Here is a 14,808-nt window from a genome sequence, read left to right on the forward strand (position 1 = left end):
GACCGAGCAGCGTTGCGCTGCTCGGTCCGCGCATCAATCCTACTTCAGCTGAAATACCATGCCCTCGCCGGTCGTTCCGCCCGTTGCCATGCCGTAGATCGTACCGTCGCCGGCTTGAACGAGGCTGCCCATCGGCGCATCCGTGAATGAATGCACGATCGACTCGTTGCCGTCCAGCGTCACTCGGAAAAGAGTGCCGGCGCCGGCGCTGCCTCCCTGCGAGGTAAGGCCATACAAAGCGCCGTCATTTGCCTGGAGCAGCGTTCCCACCGGATGGCTTCCATCGCCCGCATTCGCGCCGAAGGAGTACAGCGTCGTACGGCTCGATCCGTCACTTGCGAGCTTGTAGATCGTTCCGAAGCCGTACGCGCCGCCATTGGCTGTCGCGCCGTAGATGTTGCCATCGTTGGCTCGAATCGGGCTGCCCACGGGAGAGGCGCCATCCGGAGCGACTCCGAAGTCCCACCAACTGATGGGTGAGGGTCGGCCGTCTTGAAACTCTCTGAAGAGCGCGCCATTGCCGGCCGTGCCGAACGAACTGCCCCTGGACATCGCACCATACAACGTCCCGTCAGCGTCCTCCATCAGGCCGGTCATCCCAAACGGGAGACCCCGGCCGAAGTCGACGTAGATATCATCTGCCACTTCGTCACCCGCAGGCGACAGCCGGAAAAGCTCAAACGCACTCGGGTTGCCGCCCGAGCCCAACTTGGTGACACCAAAGAAATTGCCATCGCGCCCCTGGTTCAGCGTCAACGGCCATGCCCCAGAGTTGCCGAAGGAAAAGAGTACGTCTTCCTGACCCGCCGGAGTCAGCCTGAAGACCGTGCCAAAATCTCTGCTGCCACCGTTCGCTGTCGTCCCATACAAGTTGCCGTCCGTGCCTCGTATCAGGCCGGAAGTCGGGCGTCTGCCGTCGCCGGGGCCACCGAATGACCAGAGCACCATCTGCTCGCCCGCGGGCGTGATCCTGAACACCGTGCCGAGATCGTTCGTGCCGCCGCCCCAAGTCGTGCCATACAAGCTGCCGTCGTTGTCAAGGAGCAGAGCGCCCGACTGCGGATCGCCACCGTCCCCCGGGTTGCCCTGGAACACGTGCCACGCCGATACAGTCGCTGGCACACAGGACACGTCGAGATTCGACGTGGCCCCGCCCGGCACGGCGACGCCGGACTTATTGCTCACCGTGCAACGCACGGCGGCCGGGTTGCTGACCACGGAAATCTCATAACTCGCGCCCTTCGCAATCGCAGCCGGCATCGTGAAGGTGGCGGCATTCGCCAGAACTGCGAGCGTGTCGCTGCCATTCGCCAGAATCAGTCCGTTCGAGCCGAGTCCGCTGATCGATCCGCCCAGGGTGAAAGCAGTCTGCGCACAGGTAACCGCGATATCCGTCACCGGCCCCGCGCCCATCGTGCCCGCGCCGTTGCTGACGGTGCACATGAAATTCGTCGGCTGCGTGGCGACGACCACCGCATACCTGCTGCTGAACGCCACGGCGGTCGGCATCGTAAAGCTCGTCGCATTCACTGGAACGGTGAGCGCATCCGGACCATTCGTAAGCACCAGTCCCGGGACGGTCAATCCGCTGATCGCACCGCTGATCGCATAAGCGTCGATCGCGCAAGTCACCGCGACACCCACAACGTTGCTCGCGGGCATCGAGCCCGAGCCCTCAGCGACCGTGCACGTCATGCCGGCGGGCGAGCTCTGAACAGTGATGGAATAAGCGCTTGCGTAAAGAAGCTTGGCAGGCATCGTGAAACCGCTGGCTCCGGCGTCGACGCTCAGCGTGTCGGTGCCATTGGCGAGCACGAGACCACTGTTGTTTCCCAAGCCGGCGATGGTTCCACCGAGCGAGAAGAACTCGTCGCCGCAACTCACGGCGATCGCGGCAGCTCCCGCTGCAGACATCACGCCCTCACCGTTGTTCACCGTGCAGGCCTGTCCGACCGGCTGGCTCACCACGGTTACCGCAAAGTTGCCGCCGAACGCCACCTGCTTGGGCATCGTGAAAGTCGTGGTACCAGCATCGACGATCAACGTATCGGCGCCATTGGCCAGTACCAGGCCGGTCCTGGTCAGACCCTGCACCGTCCCACCGAGGGTGAACGCTTGATCGGCGCAGGTCACGACGATATTGGCCACATCGGCGGAATCGATCGTGCCGGTGCCGCCGGCGACGGAACATACTTTGCCCGCCGGCTGGGCTGTCACCGCGACCGCGTATGCACTGCCTGACGCAAGCTGCGTCGGAAACGAGAACGTCGATCCGCCTGGATCGATCGAGAGAATGTCGATGCCGTCGGTCAGCTGCAGGCCGCTCGCGTTGCCCAGCCCCGAGACCGATCCACCCAGCACGTGCCCCGTGCTGGCTGCACCCTGATCTCCCGAGTTCGGGATATCACCCTGATCTCCGGAGTTCGGGATGTCACTCGCCGGGTGGCTGGAGTTGCCACCGCCGCCGCAGGCCGCGAGCAAGGTCGTAACGAAAATGGCAGCGAGCCATGAGCAAGCTTGTTTCATAAGAGAGTTCCGTGTGCCATGGTCGTCGCTGAGTAACGGCACACGCGGCGAAGTTCCCGTTGACGCGTCATCCGTGCGCCGCGAGCGAAGCTCTCATTCCCGAGACACCACGAGGCTTCTTCGGAGTTACAGATCGCAGACGAACACCGGCGTGCTGCGAGACAGAGGTCCCGGGGGTCGCGGTCTACGAGCGCCTATCAGCGCTACCGTCCCACATCCAGCTGCGTACCGGCATCATCGCCGCTGCACACGTCGGATCTCGGCACTTCCCGTTGATGCGCCCGTGGCTACGCCCTCCGCCGATATCGCGCCACCGAACGATCAAAGGACGCTGCGTAACGCATGTATGTAACAACGCTCGTCACGAAGTTCCCAAGGCGGCTCATTAAGAAAGGAGCCGCCTGCATTCGCTTTGCAGTCGCTCGCAAGGGTCCCGTCGAACATCGAACTGGAGTCGATGCCGGCGCGCGCCATCCCTGCGCTCGAAGCATCGACCGAACAGGACCAGCGCTGAAGTCCGGACCGCGAACTTTGTCACGCGCTCGGTTACTCATGCGTGCAGATGGAAGGTCACTCGCATCTCAGGGATCTCGCTCATGCCGCCGCGGCGGTCATCGGCGTTCCGGTCGACACCGTGGGCGATCAGTTCATTCTGACAGTCGATGGAATATACGAATGCAGCTTCACGGTGTGCGATGCCGAGGATGCAATCGAGTTCTCGACCGCGTTGTGCCTCGTTGGAGCCGATCGCGAGCAGCTGTTCGAGCAGGCGTTACGCCTCAATCTGCACGCAGCGGCGACGCGCGGCGCGGCCATCTCCCTGCACCCGGATGCGTCGACATTGGTACTGCACATCCGGCAACGTGCCAGCCATCTCGACGCACAGCGACTGTCGCAGTCACTGATCGATCTCCTCGACACCGCCAGAACCCTCCGCCATGAGCTGCACGATGCCGTCGCGGCGAGCGCCGCGATGTCCCACGAATTCACCCTGCCGATGCACCTGATCCGGGCCTGACCCGCCAGCCGGCAAACCTGTCAACAAAGGAGTCAATCCATGGTATCGCGCACGAGAGCCAACGGAATGGTTGGCGGCCAACCCCCGCAGACCACCGTCGCCCCACCGCCCCAGGCGCCGAATGCACAGCAGGCGCACGCACCGCTGCAATGGCTTCAAGTTGCTCCGGCTGCACGAGGAGCGATCGGCAGCGAAGTGGCGCCACCACCGACGGCTGCTCACGCGCAGCCCTTGATCGGTGAAGGCACGGCAGAGTCGTCTGCGACAGGGGCGGGACGCGCAGCTGTGCGAGAAGGCTTGCACTCGCTGCGGCCTTTCCGGTCCTCGGATCACAACGATGGGGAGATCCTCCGCGAGATCGGTCCGGAGGCCCTAGCAAGTCACGGCAAAGCCTTCCAGCAGCGCTGTGACAACGCCACGCCCGAGCAAAGACAGCAGCTCGCGAAACAATTGCACTATTCCCCAGTGCAAGCTGCCAAGACCACGCCGGAACTGCGGCTTGCGGTGCGCACTGCCCTAGTTCTGGCTTACGCGAAGAACGCGAGTCCCGAGCAACTCGAGAAACTGCGCAAGACGATCGAGGGCGCCCCGCCCGCGATGCGACAGGCGATCCTTCAGGAACTGCAAGGACCCGCGAAGGCATACACGGAGATCGAGTTGGAAAAGGTCAGCCCGGGCGACGTGCGGGGCTATGCCACCGAGCTCGAGCACGCGAACGCGGCTGATGCGGCCCAAGACCCGGAGGCACGAGCCGACCGGGCCGCGAAGATCAACGAGTTCAAGATGTTCCCGCCGGGGAAGGATTACAGCGACTTCCGCCTGTCCAAGGGCGGGCAGACGGTAGCGCTGGCGCGAGTCGGCTACGGCACGCTCGAGGCGGTCGACAAGGATGGCAACAAAGCGGTGTCGCTGGTTCGTGTCGTGACTCACCCAGGCTCGCAAGGCATGGAAGCGCTGGTGATGGAGAAGGCCGTACAGGAAGCGACCAAGCACAACAAGCCACTCCTGCGGTTCGCGCAGACCGAGGCCCAGCGGGATCAATTCGAGCACACGTATGGATTCAAACCCTGGAAGGAGACGTACCATCCGAACCGCGACGAGACCAAGACGGTGCAACTGAATCCGCAGACATCCGACGCCTGGGAAAAGCGCGGCGACAATCAGTACGCATTGCGCGAGCCTCCCGAGCTGATCTTTCCCGAGCCGCGGCCACCGCAGCTCGCACGATAGCCTCATGTCCGGGCACTGCTCGCTTGAACGGCTGCTTGGCTGCCTCGGCCTCCAGGCTGGCGCCACGCAGCCCGCCGAGGCGGATGAGACCGTCGCGCTGCGCTATGCGGACGGCCTCATCTGCGTCCTGGCCATGGATGTCGGCGGCGGCCTGCTGGCCTCGACACCCATTGCATTCATTCATGAGAGCTCGCGCTTGCCGCTGTTCGAGAAGGCATTACGACTCAATGGCAGCCGGGAGCAAGCGCACGAAGGCGTCATCGGCTACGACGCCGTGCTGTCGCAGCTGGAATACTCGATTCGAATTCCAGCCGACGCGCTCGACGATGAAACCTTTCCATCCAAGCTCGCCCGGTTCATGCAGTGCGCGGTCGCTTTGCGAGCCAGGCTTGCCGAGCAAGGTGCGTCGATAAAACCACCCGTGAAAGTGCGCACGGCCACCCTATGAGAGTGTTCTGTCCTCGCGACGGCCTGCTCATCATCGCATCCGCCATCCACGTCCACAGCAGCAGAAATGATGAAACCCGTCGGTGCTGATTCCATCGTTCCCGACATTCCACCGCAGGCGACGCCTTCGGAGCCGCCGCCCGCCGCCAGTGCGAATGCGGGAGTGCTCGACAATCGCCAAGTCGACCATGCGCCCCCGGCCACGGCGCGCGCGCAATGGCAACCTGTGAGGCCGAACGTGTCGTTCCGTCAGGCGGTGGTAGCGCCGCTGGGCCAGGAGCATCCCGAGCACATCGTCAATCGCGAGCTGTCCGAGCTCGAAGCTGACATCGCACGCCTGGAACGCCTTGGTGATCCGCGCGCTGCCGAGCCGCGCGATCTCGCAAACAGCGTGCGGAAAGAACGAAGTCTTCCCAAGGCTCACGAGCTTCTCGGAACATTGCGAAGCAAGCTGCAGGAATACCGGAGCTCACCGGAGTACCAGGTCCACGTCGATCTCGATGAAGCCAAGCGATGGATCAGCGACTACGAGCGGTGGGGCAAGAAATGCCCCGCCTCGCTGACCAGGGCGGCGAAGCAGGCCGATGCGTGCGTCAAGAACGGAGATGTCGCTCGTGCCGGTACACTGCTGCGATCGATACGATCCGAACGAGAACTAACGCAACAGCGCCGGCTGCTCAAACACAAGCATCGTGCCGCCGTTCAAGCGCTGCAGCTGGAGTTCCAGCGCATCGAACCCATCGCCCGGAGCGCGGTACAGTTGCGCCCGCAACTGAAGACCTTGCTGAACAACTATCACGAAGCGCAGAAGGCCGCCAGGTACCACGACAAGGCATCGCCCCAGGATCTGGAGCAGGCACGCACGCGGCTCGAGCAGGCGGCGAATGACCTGATCGTTGCGCTGGCGCGAGAGTTGCAGCCGCAGGATACCGACAGTCCCAAGATTCAAACGGCTCTGGCGCCACTGAACAATGATCTCTACGCAGCGCTCGAGCTGCCCGCTCAGAATCTGGTCGACCGGGCCCGCCTGCTCGAGCCCGGCAATCTCGAACAGGCGTTGCTGCATCGTCGGCTCGCGGACAATGGCACATACCAGCGGACCGCGACGGCGCAAACCCAACTGATCCGCGACGCGCGGGCAGTGCTCCAGCCCGGCGGAGAGCTCAACAGCATGGTCGCCAGCCGTCCGGCTGCCCGTGATGAAGCAAGCTACTTCAGCCGCCTCAATGCCGAACGCGATTCCCTCGACGCCGTCAGGAAAAGCTACCTGATGTCCGCGGAGCTGGATGACTCGGCGGAGACCGATGACGAAAAAGTCCTGAGCCCCGCTGAACGGGCAGCTTGGAACGACCTGTCGCGGACGCTGGCTCGCTTACCTGGTTTCCTCCGCCAACCGGTCAACGTCGGCACGCTCTTGCGCCACGAAGAAGACGCCCTGCGAGCCGATCCGGCTCGCTACACCACTGCCTTGCAGGACCTGGCCCTAGCGAAGCAACAGGCGGATCGATTGGTGCGCCTGACGGCCGCGCGCCTGGAGCAGGAAATCGATGCGCTCGATCGCTTCGCCGATCCCGCCGAAAAGAGCAACGCCGCCCTCCAGTTCGCGAACCAGCACATGCACCACGACGGTTTGCTACCGAGCATGCGCGCTTTATCGGTGAGTCATCAGAGAAAGCTGCTCGATGCCGTACGCGGCGGCCTACCCCAGAACGACCTCAGCACGCAGCAGCGCCGGGTCCAGTCCCGGCTCTACAAATCCATGCAGCTCGATCCGGCTTTCCTGCACGAGGAAAAGCGCCTGCGTGAGGCCACGGTAGCCACCCTGATGGCCCACAAGCCCGAGCTGCAACGCGCTCGCGACGAATGGCCGTCTTTGTCGCCCGCCCGCAAGCTGGAAGTGATCAAGCTCATCGTCGCGACCCATTGCAAAGTCGCGGGCTTCGCGCCACCCGACAATATCGATTTCCGCGACCTCGATTCGTCGACGGTCGCGGCCGTATGGGATGCAAAGTCACGCACGCTGGCGGTGAACTCTGCGGCCGCCGGTCTGAGCGATTTCGAAGCGACGATGAATACCATTTTTCACGAGAACAGCCACAACTGGCAGTTCGAATTGCGCGCGGGTTTGAACGAGCACCCGCCGCGCATCACGGAGCACAGCCCAGCGCACCGACAGGCGCAGCTGTTCGACGCAACGATGGACTATTACGACGACGGTGCGTCCGACCAACGATCGGCCTACAGAGAACAGCCCATAGAGGCGCACGCCATGCTCGCCGGCCCGAGATTTGCGCGCGCCCTGATGAGCGCGCTCGACGCATAGAGATCCAACCATGATGTACGAGGACAGCACCGTCTTCGATCCGATCGGCATCCTCACTGCGTACGAGGATGCGGAAGGTCAAGCCGAACACGCGATCGGAAGCCTCGGGATCGACGCAAACGGCTATCTCGAGATCATCGACGCCGATGCCGGCCGCGAGGACCTTCTGCAAACACTCGTCGAGCGGATCAACGACAAAGCGGCCATCGCCGTGGTCGAGGGTGGGCCTGCCGGCCAGACGTTCGGCACGCAGGTCAGATCGATCCCGCGCGGCGAGGCCAGTTTTCCGGCGGCGCTACAGGAGTACGTGCGCACGTACTATGGAGTGCGGCTCGTCTGAATCCGGTAGCGCCGGCGGCTCTGGCCAGCCCGCCGGCTTTCGTCATCAGGTTCTGCCCTCATCCCCCCTCCGCCTCGGACGCTGTAATATCTGCCGTGCCTGAGGAGTCAGACGCCGTCTGACGAAGCTGTGCCACGCCGGCTCCGTAGAATGAGCCCGCGAGGCGCTGGACCCGACCGATCAATGGAAGACCACGTCGATGGGGATGGCCGCACCTGCTCGTGCCCACCGTTACGGCCTCCGATGGATTGCCGATGTCGTGCTCGCGTTGACACTTGCAGAAGCGAGCTTCGGGCAGGGTTCGGCCGTTCATTTTTCGATTCCCGCTCAGCCCTTGGCCTCGGGCCTGCTGCAGCTCGGCCACCAGGCCGATATTTCCATCGCCTTCAATCACGCTCTGGTTGCTGACAAGCGCAGCGGAGCGCTCGAAGGAGAGATGGATGTTCAAACTGCTCTCGCGCGCCTTCTGGAAGGTTCCGGACTGATATTCGAACTGGTGCGCCCCGACCTGGTTCGGATCGTTCCGGCACGGCCGACGTCAGCAACCGTGGAGCCCGCACCCGCCGCGGTCGTCCCCGCAGTGACCGAGGAAGTCACGGTAACGGCGCGCCGTCGCGAGGAATCCTCGCTGCGCGTGCCGATCTCACTATCGGTGCTGGATGGCGACGAGCTGACCGAGGCCAATCTCAACGACATCCAGGACATCGCCACGCAGGCGCCCGCGCTGCAGGTTCGTACCAGCACGTCGCAAAAGGACCGCACAGTCTTCATGCGCGGCATCGGCACGATCGCCACGTCACAAAGTCCCGAGCCCTCCGTGGCCACGGTCGTCGACGGCGTGGTCCTGTTACGTTCGGGCCAGGCCATGCTGGACATCCTGGACCTCGACCAGATCGAAGTGCTGAGCGGTCCGCAAGGCACGCTGTTCGGCAAGAACGCTTCGGCGGGCGTGCTGAACGTCACGACCAAGAGTCCCACCGACACCTTCGGCGGATTCGCGCACTTCGGGTACTACTCAGGCAACGAATATCGTGTCGCAGGCGGCCTTTCCGGGCCGCTCTCGGAACGCGTCGCCGGCCGGCTCTCCGCTTTCAGCAGTGCCTACGACGGCAACATGACGAATCTCTACAATCATCGGAAGGTCAATGGCTATCAGCATGACGGCGCGCGTGCAAAGCTGGTCACTACACCTCTCGACGATCTCACTCTCACGTTTGCGGCGGACATCACTCACTCCTCCGAGGACGTGCCCAGCGGCGCTTTCGTGAGCACTGGCTACATCGTCTACTGCCCGCGCTATCTCATCTCCCCGCCGGCACCCAATGCCTGCCAACGCAACGTCGTCCAGCACAACGCAGCGCTCGCCGCCATGCTCGATTCGCTGGGCGTGCGGCCCTCCGCCAGTAACGACCAGGTCAACACCGACGACGACAACCGCACAGCCGATCGCAACGGCGGCGCCTCGCTGCAGGTCGATTGGCGGTTCGGCGCAGACTATCTGTTGACTTCGATCAGTGCCTGGCGTCAGTGGCGCAATACCCTGAGCGGTTACGACTACGATCAGCTCTCCGCATACAATGCCTCCTTGCCGAGAATCGTCGACCACGGGAACGTGCGATTTACGCAGACTTCGCAGGAGCTGCGAGTCGTGTCGCCGAAAGGCGGGTTCGCCGATTTCGTCGCCGGTCTGTATTTCATGCAGGCGGAAGATCGCGAGCGATATTCGCGCGAGGTGACTCGCTTCGATGCGACGGGAGTGCCGGCGCAATTCGACCATGGCACCAACCATTTCGGCGCCGACAGCGAGAACTACGCCGTGTTCGGTGAAATGAACTTCAACTTCACCGCACGATTGCGCGCCTTTCTCGGCTATCGCCAGATCTGGGATCGCGTGAGCTTCGACGCGAACAGAGTGTCGAGCGCCACCGCGTCGAACCGCGTGCCCGCCGTCGCGCCCTCCTTCCAGGACAGTGGAGCTCATCGGACCAGCGGCTGGGCCGGTCGAGCGGGCGCGCAATTCGATCTGACGCCCGATCTCATCACCTATGTATCGGCGTCCCGCGGCTACAAGGGCCCAGCGTACAACGTCTTCTTCAACATGCAGTCCTTCAACACGCCGCCATTGGAGCCGGAAACCTCCGACGTTTACGAGATCGGCCTGAAGTCGCAGCTCTGGGAGCGCCGCATGCAATTCGACCTGGCGGCCTACTTCAGCGAGTTCCACGACTACCAGGCGCAACGCACTCAGTATGTCGCCGGCTCCTACGTAACTAACCTGAGCAACGCCGGTTCGGTCGCCAACCGTGGCGCCGAGCTGAGCTTGTCCGCCTCGCCCACCCAGAGCCTCACCTATCGCTTCGCCGGCCTGTACAACGACGCCTTCATTCGTAAATTTTTGTGTCCGATCGAGCTGGTGGACTGTCATGTGAACGGCAACGAGCTGCCCTATGCGCCGACCTGGCGCTTAAACGCGAGTCAGAACTACCGACGCAGCATCGGCAGTGCTCTGGATCTGGATGTGAACCTCGCGTATCGATGGCAGTCCCGGATGCAGTTCCAATACACCGACAACAGCGATCTGACTCAGCCCGATTTCGGCATCCTGGACTTGTCAGTCGGCCTTAGCAACTCGCAGCGCCGTTGGGCGGCCGCGCTGCTGGTCAAGAATATTCTCCGCCAGGAGTACTCCTCCTACCGGGCCAACGGCAATCTGGGTGGAGTCGTGCGCTGGGTGCCGCGCGATGCCGACCGGTACCTGGGCCTCAACCTGCAGCTCGATTTCTGAGCGTGGACCTGAAGCACGCCAATCCGGAAACCTCGGACGCGAGTGCGCGCCTGAACGAGATTTTTCGGCACTGTTCGGCCGACCTGCACCGTTATCTGCAACGCCGCCTGCGCCGCACTGCCGATGTGCCGGATCTGAGCCAGGAGATATTCGCGCGCTTCCTCCAGGGCGACTGGCAAACGCGCGCCCGAAATCCGATCGCCTACCTGTTCGGCATCGCTTCGAATGTCATCGCCGATGCACGAACGGCCGAACGACGCGAGGTAGTGACCTACGATTCCGAGATTTCCAGCCAGGCGGGCGAAGCCATGACCGCGGCCGGCTCGGTCGATGCGGACAACGTCGAGTTGCAGGACGAATTGACGCGCGCCCTGGATCAGTTGCCGGAAATGCATCGGCTGGCCTTGCTGCTCACCAAGCGGGATGGGCTTTCCGGCAAAGAGGCCGCGGCCCGCATGGGCATCGGCGAAGCCAGCGTTCGCGTGTATGTGTGCGAAGCCCGGGCGAAACTGAAGATCCTGTTGCAACAGGACGCAGGCTGAAAGTTCCCTAGGCCGGGCCTCGCCCGTGCCCCCACCCGGCGCCGCCCTCCCAGCCACCCCTTCGGTGCGTTGTTCCTGGCGTTCGTCCCGCCAATCATTCACACACCACATCCGGTCCGCTTCGAAGAGTGACACGCAAATGGACGACTGTCAGACCATAGAGCTCGCGGCCAACGACATCCGTATCGTGGGCAACGAGCGCGGCACGCTCGAACTGCAAGGAACGAGCACCGAGGCGCGTGCCATGTGCAATGCCATTCTGGCCAGCCTGCATTGCGGGGCTCGACTTGCCGGCATTCGCTGCGTCATCCAGTTCACCGACATCGAAGAAGTCGTCATCGAGTCCGACCGATCCTCATCCACGCGGCACACAATCGCCGCCCCTATCGTCTGATGCAACAGGGAGAGCGCTCGTGATATTCAAACGCAAATCTCAGATCGTCACCTCGCGTCCGGCGATCACACCCGATCCCCAGCAGGCTGCGGACCTGGAACGCCGCCTGGCCGAGCTCTCTTACCAACCGAGGCACGGTTTCCTGCGCGACTATCAGCAGGTGCGCCATGAGCGCCCGGCAGTGCTGAACGTCGCGCGGGTCGGCTGGGAGACGAGGGAGCGTTGATCATGCACCCCCTGAATCCCGGGCAGGATGCACAGCGGCTCGAAATGCTGGGTATGTTGAGCTGCGGCATCGCGCACGACCTCAACAATATGCTGGCCATCGTCGAAGGCTATACCAGCCTGGTCGATCGCGAGCTGCCGCGCAATCACGCGGCACACGATTTGCTCGACACGATCTCCGATGCGGCTCACCGCGGCATGGAGATGGTGCGGCAAATCATGGCGTTCGGCCGGCCGAGCGCCGAACTCACGCGGGGCCAACTGCGCCCTGTGATCGAAAGCTCCCTCAAACTGATGCGCTCCACGCTGCCCGCGAAAATCGAGCTGCGCACGGACCTCGCGCAGGCGGTGCCGGACGTCGAGATGAACGCCGGCCAGGTCTCCCAGATCGTCATGAACCTGTGCATCAATTCCTCGCACGCCATCGGCGCAGCGGCGGGCACCATCGGTCTTGCTATCGAGGCTGTCGAGCTCGATCCGGCACGGGCCCGTGCCATCGCATCGGGAATGCGACCTGGTGCGTACGTTTGTTTGTCGATCAGCGACACCGGCTGCGGCATGAGCGAGGCGACCCTGCGGCGAATCTTCGAGCCTTACTTCACCACCAAACAACCGGGCAAGGGTACCGGCCTCGGCCTGTCGCTGGTACGTGACATCGTCACGGTCCATGGCGGCGGAATCACCGTACGCAGCCGCCTCGGCGAAGGAACGACGTTCGATATTTATCTGCCTTGTGCGCGGAGCGCGACCGACATGAAGACTGAACAGCGACCTGTCGGCCCGCACGGCGGACCGATCCGAATCATGCATGTCGACGACGACGAGGCGATGGCGGAGCTCATCAAGGAACTGCTCGATCGCATGGGCCACAGCGTCGAGACCTTCATCTGTCCCGAAGAGGCCTTGGCTGCATTCAGTGCGCGCCCTGGCGCCTACGATCTGATCGTTACCGACATGAACATGCCGGCCATGGGCGGCATCGACCTGGCGCACAAGCTACGTGCCTTCCGGCGCGACCTGCCCGTTGTTTTGTTGTCCGGATGGGTGGGGCCCGAGGAGCAGGCGATGGCACAAACGGCTGGCGTGAATGGCATCGTGCTCAAATCGGGCGACGTCCATGAACTGACCGAAACGCTGCACCGGATGTGCCTGAGCCTGGCGCCCGAGCATGTCAGGAAGCTACATAGCTGATCCGGGGAACGGCCTGGCGAACCTGCACCGAGCCTCCCGCCAGGCCGGGCCGATCAGCCACCCCGAGCGGCCGGTCGCACCCGCCCGTCCCGTCTCGCCGCAAAAAAAAATTCCAACGGGAATTAACAAATCCCCGCCGCCGCAGACATTAAAGGGAAAGGAGGTTCCCTGGCGTGGAGCGGCTACCGACCAAGGCGGAGAATTCGGGCGTCCCGGCGGCGCTGGAAGACATTTTTCGCCGCTGTTCGCCCGATCTGCGGCGTTACGTACAGAAGCGGCTGCGGCGCGCCGGCGATGTAGCCGACCTCACCCAGGAGATTTTCGAGCGCTTCATCCGGGGCGATTGGCAGGCCCGGGTACGAAATCCCGCGGCCTACCTGTTTGGCATTGCCTCGAATGTAGTCGCCGACGCCCGCATGGCGGAACACCGCAACGTGGTGACTTACGATTCCGAGGCGTTCCAGGCTGCGAGTGAATCGGCGAGCGCGGGCACGACCACCGATGCGGACACGGTAGCCCTCCAGGAGGAATTGACTCGTGCCTTGGAGCAACTGCCGGAAGTCCATCGGGTTGCGTTGTTGCTGACCAAGCGAGATGGCCTGTCGAGCAAGGAAGCGGCACAGCGCATGGGCACCACCGAAGGGAGCGTCCGCGTGTATGTGTGCGAGGCGCGGGCCAGATTGAAAACTTTGTTGAAACAGCGTTCTTAAGCAGGACTGACATGGTCGTGCAACAGAAAATCGACGAACTGCTCGTGATCCGGGCATCCGAGTGGGTAGACCTGCTGCCCACGGCCACGCCGCAGCAACTGCATGAACTGGAGCAGTGGCTGAGCCAGTCGAAGCGACACGTCGAGGAATTCCTCGAAGTCGCCGCAGTGGAATTCGCGCTGGGCGGGCTCGATCGCGAACGCAGGCACGATGTCGACGCCCTGCTCTCCCGCATCACCAGCAATGTCACGAAACTGCCCGTGCGCAGGGCACCGGCGCCGCGTTCGCGATGGCAGACCTTCGCGATGGCGGCATCAGTAGCGGCGCTCGCGATCCTCGTTTCGTTCCTGGTATGGAATCCGGGCACGAACGAGCGCATCTATGCGACCGAGATCGGACAGTTTCGCACCCTGCAGCTGGCCGATGGTTCGCTCGTGAAGATGAATGCGGACTCGCAAATCGAGGTAGCCCTGCACCGGTCTTCCCGAGACGTGCATCTGCTGCGTGGCGAAGCGACATTCAAAGTCGCACACGATTCAGCACGCCCCTTCACCGTGCGCACGCCAGCGGGAACCGTTCAGGCCCTGGGAACGGAATTCAACGTGCGCAATCGCATGAACGGCGGCACCACGGTCGCCCTGCTCGAAGGCCGTGTGCGACTTGCCTCCACGACGGCAGAGCTATTCCTGAATGCCGGCCAGGTCGCCGCGATCGATCACGGCGGCGCCATCGAACGCCGCATGGACGTGAAGGTCGAGGACGAAATCGGCTGGCAGAAACACCGGCTCACGTTCGATAACGCTTCGCTCGATGAAATCGTCGCCGAGTTCAATCGCCACAACCCCGCCCTGCGCATCCGGCTGGAAGGGGTCGACGGCAAACAGTATCGCTATGCCGGCGTGTTCGACGCCAACGATCCGAACGAGCTGGCCGACTTCCTGGCGCACGAGCCGGAGCTGACCGTCGAGCGTCGCGACGGCGAGATCGTCATTCGACCCAAGGTGGCCGCCACGCATTGATCGTCCTGTCGTTGCCGATCGCTTCGGGTTTTCCATCGCAGCAATCACTCAAGCCTTG

Annotated in this window: 13 protein-coding genes; 12 read left to right on the top strand and 1 reads right to left on the bottom strand. The window is 63.2% G+C overall.

What is annotated here, in order from left to right:
• Positions 1-39: 39 nt before the first annotated feature.
• On the bottom strand, positions 40-2,526 hold the full coding sequence (locus EKO19_RS33300) for a choice-of-anchor tandem repeat GloVer-containing protein (protein WP_129781749.1): 2,487 nt from the start codon (positions 2,524-2,526) through the stop codon (positions 40-42).
• 562 nt (positions 2,527-3,088) lie between these two features.
• Between EKO19_RS33300 and EKO19_RS33305 the strand changes: the two genes are divergently transcribed.
• The 12 genes from EKO19_RS33305 to EKO19_RS33360 all read left to right on the top strand — a co-directional run bounded on the left by EKO19_RS33305 (position 3,089) and on the right by EKO19_RS33360 (position 14,750).
• Complete coding sequence (locus EKO19_RS33305; protein WP_129781750.1) at positions 3,089-3,544, top strand: CesT family type III secretion system chaperone; 456 nt, start codon at positions 3,089-3,091, stop codon at positions 3,542-3,544.
• A gap of 39 nt (positions 3,545-3,583) precedes the next feature.
• Positions 3,584-4,774 carry a hypothetical protein gene (locus EKO19_RS33310; RefSeq protein ID WP_129781751.1) on the top strand — a complete coding sequence of 397 codons (1,191 nt, stop codon included), beginning with the start codon at positions 3,584-3,586 and terminating at the stop codon, positions 4,772-4,774.
• Positions 4,775-4,778: 4 nt separating this feature from the next.
• Positions 4,779-5,222, top strand: coding sequence for a CesT family type III secretion system chaperone (locus EKO19_RS33315; protein WP_129781752.1), 444 nt, complete (start codon positions 4,779-4,781; stop codon positions 5,220-5,222).
• Between the two features lie 66 nt (positions 5,223-5,288).
• On the top strand, positions 5,289-7,544 hold the full coding sequence (locus tag EKO19_RS33320; protein WP_129781753.1) for a hypothetical protein: 2,256 nt from the start codon (positions 5,289-5,291) through the stop codon (positions 7,542-7,544).
• A 10-nt stretch (positions 7,545-7,554) separates the two neighbouring features.
• Positions 7,555-7,884, top strand: a complete 330-nt coding sequence (locus tag EKO19_RS33325; RefSeq protein WP_129781754.1) for a hypothetical protein — start codon at positions 7,555-7,557, stop codon at positions 7,882-7,884.
• A gap of 205 nt (positions 7,885-8,089) precedes the next feature.
• The gene (locus tag EKO19_RS33330) at positions 8,090-10,669 is read left to right on the top strand and encodes a TonB-dependent receptor (protein WP_175597279.1); all 2,580 of its coding nucleotides are present in this window, start codon (positions 8,090-8,092) and stop codon (positions 10,667-10,669) included.
• A 2-nt stretch (positions 10,670-10,671) separates the two neighbouring features.
• A complete protein-coding gene (locus EKO19_RS33335; protein ID WP_157995557.1) occupies positions 10,672-11,211 on the top strand; it encodes an RNA polymerase sigma factor in 540 nt (179 codons plus the stop codon).
• 139 nt (positions 11,212-11,350) lie between these two features.
• Positions 11,351-11,605: a hypothetical protein gene (locus EKO19_RS33340; protein WP_129781757.1), complete on the top strand. Its 255-nt coding sequence runs from the start codon at positions 11,351-11,353 to the stop codon at positions 11,603-11,605.
• Positions 11,606-11,624: 19 nt separating this feature from the next.
• Positions 11,625-11,831, top strand: a complete 207-nt coding sequence (locus EKO19_RS33345) for a hypothetical protein (RefSeq protein ID WP_129781758.1) — start codon at positions 11,625-11,627, stop codon at positions 11,829-11,831.
• Between the two features lie 161 nt (positions 11,832-11,992).
• Positions 11,993-13,021 carry a hybrid sensor histidine kinase/response regulator gene (locus EKO19_RS33350; RefSeq protein WP_175597280.1) on the top strand — a complete coding sequence of 343 codons (1,029 nt, stop codon included), beginning with the start codon at positions 11,993-11,995 and terminating at the stop codon, positions 13,019-13,021.
• A gap of 173 nt (positions 13,022-13,194) precedes the next feature.
• Positions 13,195-13,731: an RNA polymerase sigma factor gene (locus EKO19_RS33355; RefSeq protein WP_129781760.1), complete on the top strand. Its 537-nt coding sequence runs from the start codon at positions 13,195-13,197 to the stop codon at positions 13,729-13,731.
• A gap of 11 nt (positions 13,732-13,742) precedes the next feature.
• Positions 13,743-14,750, top strand: coding sequence for a FecR family protein (locus EKO19_RS33360; RefSeq protein WP_129781761.1), 1,008 nt, complete (start codon positions 13,743-13,745; stop codon positions 14,748-14,750).
• The last annotated feature ends 58 nt before the right edge of the window (positions 14,751-14,808 follow it).

The organism is Peristeroidobacter soli (assembly GCF_004138485.1).
GTDB lineage: Bacteria > Pseudomonadota > Gammaproteobacteria > Steroidobacterales > Steroidobacteraceae > Steroidobacter > Steroidobacter soli.

Bases quoted from the DNA above. Each gene is read 5' to 3' on its own strand.
- EKO19_RS33320 (WP_129781753.1), top strand. From the start codon at position 5,289: ATGATGAAACCCGTCGGTGCTGATTCCATCGTTCCCGACATTCCACCG.
- EKO19_RS33310 (WP_129781751.1), top strand. From the start codon at position 3,584: ATGGTATCGCGCACGAGAGCCAACGGAATGGTTGGCGGCCAACCCCCG.
- EKO19_RS33360 (WP_129781761.1), top strand. From the start codon at position 13,743: ATGGTCGTGCAACAGAAAATCGACGAACTGCTCGTGATCCGGGCATCC.
- EKO19_RS33330 (WP_175597279.1), top strand. From the start codon at position 8,090: ATGGCCGCACCTGCTCGTGCCCACCGTTACGGCCTCCGATGGATTGCC.
- EKO19_RS33340 (WP_129781757.1), top strand. From the start codon at position 11,351: ATGGACGACTGTCAGACCATAGAGCTCGCGGCCAACGACATCCGTATC.
- EKO19_RS33315 (WP_129781752.1), top strand. From the start codon at position 4,779: ATGTCCGGGCACTGCTCGCTTGAACGGCTGCTTGGCTGCCTCGGCCTC.
- EKO19_RS33300 (WP_129781749.1), bottom strand. From the start codon at position 2,526: ATGAAACAAGCTTGCTCATGGCTCGCTGCCATTTTCGTTACGACCTTG.
- EKO19_RS33305 (WP_129781750.1), top strand. From the start codon at position 3,089: ATGGAAGGTCACTCGCATCTCAGGGATCTCGCTCATGCCGCCGCGGCG.
- EKO19_RS33325 (WP_129781754.1), top strand. From the start codon at position 7,555: ATGATGTACGAGGACAGCACCGTCTTCGATCCGATCGGCATCCTCACT.